The organism is Vibrio sp. 10N.261.52.A1 (assembly GCF_002876325.1).
GTDB classification, from domain to species: Bacteria; Pseudomonadota; Gammaproteobacteria; order Enterobacterales; family Vibrionaceae; genus Vibrio; species Vibrio chagasii.
In genome coordinates this window covers 1-2,629 of sequence record NZ_MCYD01001196.1, presented here as the reverse complement: position 1 = coordinate 2,629, position 2,629 = coordinate 1, and the positions used below count along the sequence as shown (strand labels likewise).

The 2,629-nt window shown below is 44.4% G+C and carries 2 protein-coding genes; one reads left to right on the top strand and one right to left on the bottom strand.

Features of this window, described 5'->3' with window-relative positions:
- Nucleotides 1–1,577 (top strand): GNAT family N-acetyltransferase (locus tag BCT81_RS25460; protein ID WP_133152723.1); only part of this gene is annotated, 1,577 nt, incomplete at its 5' end.
- Here the strand turns inward: BCT81_RS25460 and BCT81_RS25455 are convergent.
- Complete coding sequence (locus tag BCT81_RS25455; protein ID WP_102426266.1) at nt 1,566–2,453, bottom strand: LysR family transcriptional regulator; 888 nt, start codon at nt 2,451–2,453, stop codon at nt 1,566–1,568. The two genes, BCT81_RS25460 and BCT81_RS25455, sit on opposite strands and share 12 nt — an antisense overlap.
- Nucleotides 2,454–2,629 lie beyond the last annotated feature (176 nt).

The following is a 2,629-nucleotide window of genomic DNA, read 5'->3' as shown; positions in this document are numbered from 1 at the left end:
ATGGTGATGAAGCGGATGCCATTCTCATCATGCATAGCCCCTCAGCCATCGCACATTCTGCTCAAACCGCAGAGCGCATTATCGACGCGATTAAAAAGCACCCTCGCCACAAGCGATTCAATGTTCTTACGAATTGGTCTGGTGAACTGACGGCAAGGCCTGCTAGAAAGTTGTTCACAGAGGCTGGTATTCCAACCTATCGAACGCCAGAAAGCTCAGTAGTCGCATTCATGCACTTGGTCGAGTACCGACGCAACCAACGTCAGCTTATGGAGACGCCAACTACGGCTGAGAAAGTCCATATTGAAGACTTAGCGGATGCGAGAAATTGGATAGAACGCCAGCTACTGGATAAAGATACAGTTAGCCTCGATACCCATCAAAACAGTCAGTTTTTCAAACACTTCAATTTGGATGTGTTACCTACTTGGATCGCTTCTGACCCCAGTGAAGCGGTGCATATTGCAGAAACCATTGGATACCCTGTCGCAGTTAAACTCCGTTCACCAGACATTGCGCACAAGTCTGACGTTCAAGGTGTGATGCTCAATTTAAGACACAGTAATGAGGTCGCGAATGCGGCACAAGCGATTTTGGATCGCTCTCAGTTATCATTCCCAACAGCGCATATTCATGGTCTGTTAGTTCAAGGTATGGCGAAACTGGCTGGCGGACAAGAGCTTCGCGTGAAAGTTATAACCGATGAAACATTCGGCCCTATTATTCTACTCGGTCAAGGCGGTTCCGAATGGGATGAGTCGATTGATGCGGCAGCTGCTTTCCCTCCGCTTAACATGACGCTGGCTCGTTACTTGATCATTCGAGCGATAAAGAGTGGCAAGATTCGCTTACAAAAGCTCCCTAATCCTATTGATGTAGAAGGCTTGTCTGAGTTGCTGGTTCGTATTTCTCAAATGGTTGTTGATTGCCCTGAAATATACGACCTGGATATACATCCAGTGCTTGCGAATGGCGATAAGTTCACGATATTGGATGCCGATATCATATTGAAAGCTTACGAGGGAGATCCGCAGGAAAGGCTAGCGATTCGTCCTTACCCTGTTGAGCTTGAAGAACGTATCCAGTTAAAAGATGGTACAGAAGTGTTGCTACGCCCTATTCTTCCTGAAGATGAACCACTTCATGCCGAATTCATTAATCGAGTCTCTAAAGAGGATCTCTACAAACGCTTCTTTAGTGATGTGGGTGAATTCAATCATGAAGCACTAGCTAATTTTACTCAGATTGATTTCGATAGAGAGATTGCTTTTGTTGTGGTGCGTGAAGAACAAGGTGTACCTGCAATCATTGGCGTGTCTCGGGCTCTGATCAACCCAGAGAATACGGATGCCGAATTCGCGATATTGATTCGCTCTGATCTTAAAGGCGTTGGTTTAGGTCGAATTCTAATGACTAAGGTTATTGATTACTGCCGTGCCAAGCAGACTAAACAGATGTCGGGAATGACGATGCCAACTAATAGAGGAATGCTGACACTAGCTCAAAAACTTGGTTTCAAGCTAGATATCTGTTTTGAAGACGGCACAGCAGATATGGTACTTCCGTTACTTGAGTGACCATGTTTTTTTAAGGTGTTGGATGCACCATGATTTGGCGTCTCCCATTTTATTGCGTCGCCAAGCTATAACGATGTCAATTGGCTGGGGTTCAGTACCTGCGATTTGCTTTAAGGCACCAGATTCAATTAATGGGCTAGCAACGCTACAAGGTAATGTGCCAATACCTAACCCGCTGGTTAATGCTTCGACTTTTGCCGGAAAGCTCGTCACCGTTAAACGCGGCTGCTTTTCTAATATATTGATGCTTAATGCTGGCTGGTCACGTGCCGTATCTGCGATTGCAATCACCCTGTAACTTTCCCTAGCCTTTTGATCAAAATCGCCAGAGCGCTTGTGAACGTAGTGATTTGATGCTGCGACCCAAACCATTTCCATTTTACCAATCACGTCACTTTTTAAGTCATTAGGGATTGTGTCGACTTTCGGGCAAACAAGAAGGTCGGCGCGGCCATCTGACAATGATTCCCAACACCCCGCTAAGATCTCCTCTTGTAAACGAACACGCGTTTTACTGATTTTTCCTAGTTCATCGACAAGTGGGAAAAAATTAGCAATTGGGATAATACCATCAAAAGCGATGGTTAAATCCAACTCCCATCCATTAGCTAAAATGCTGGCTTCGTTGACGAGCCTTTCTGTCGCACCAAGAATCACCCTACCTTGCTCAAGTATCAATTGCCCTGCTTCCGTGAAGTTTGCACGGTGCCCTGAACGGTCAAAAATCATGATATCTAAGTCTTGTTCTAGCTTTTGAATTTGGTAGCTGAGTGACGAAGGCGCACGGTCCATTTCATTGGCCGCAGCAGCGAAACTTCCACGTCTGTCGATGGCGTCTAGGATGTGTAACGCTTCAAGTGTTATTGGGCTATGCATCAGTTTCCTACTTTATAAATGAGAGGTTAATCACAAAAATGGAAGCATTCACCAGATAAATGGAACCATTAAAGGTCTTTTAATACAATGAGTTATAAGGTTTAAGTGAGCTTTTAATGACAAAAATACAAATAAATTGAAATGCAAATAATAGTAATTATCATTTAGATCCAATA